Annotated in this window: 1 protein-coding gene; it reads left to right on the top strand. The window is 43.0% G+C overall.

Annotated elements, in window-relative coordinates; all coding sequences use genetic code 11:
* A partial coding sequence (locus HC175_RS16130; RefSeq protein WP_168139425.1) for a T9SS type A sorting domain-containing protein occupies nt 1–651 on the top strand: 651 nt, incomplete at both ends.

Here is a 651-nt window from a genome sequence, read left to right as displayed (position 1 = left end):
GGAACCTGCAAATGCCACCTGGACGAATCTTACCGGAAGCCAGTTTCTGGGAAGTATTTCGGATATTGAATTTGGCAGTAGCGAGGATGAATTGTTGGTGACCTTCTATAATTACGGAGTAAGAAATGTGTGGTACACTTCGAATGCAAATGCAGCCAATCCTACCTGGGTGAGTAAAGAGGGAAATCTACCCGATCTTCCTGTGCTTAGCATTCTTGCCAATCCATTGAATAAAGAAGAAGTGATCATAGGGACAGAACTCGGAATTTGGGCTACAGAAAATTTTAGCTCCAACTCCCCTGTTTGGCAACAATCCTATAACGGAATGAGTGACGTAAAAGTTACCGATCTGGATCTTAAAAAGGGGAATAATGTAGTGTACGCTGCTTCCTATGGCCGCGGAATGTTCTCCGGAAGGTTTAAAACTGCCGTAGAAGAGGCCGAAGAAAGAGGAGAAATGGTCATAGAAGATAATACGATTACTGTTTATCCTACAGTTTCAGACGGAACCTATAAAATTATTTCGGGCGAAACTTCAGATGGGACAGAGGTATTTATCTATAACCTACAGGGCAGGCTCGTAAAGGTAGTGCAATTGGATCTTCAGGATAATATCCCCGAAGAGATCAACCTCTTTTCTGAAGCTTCAGG

The organism is Salinimicrobium oceani, assembly GCF_012037645.1.
This window is presented reverse-complemented; position numbering and strand designations above follow the sequence as displayed.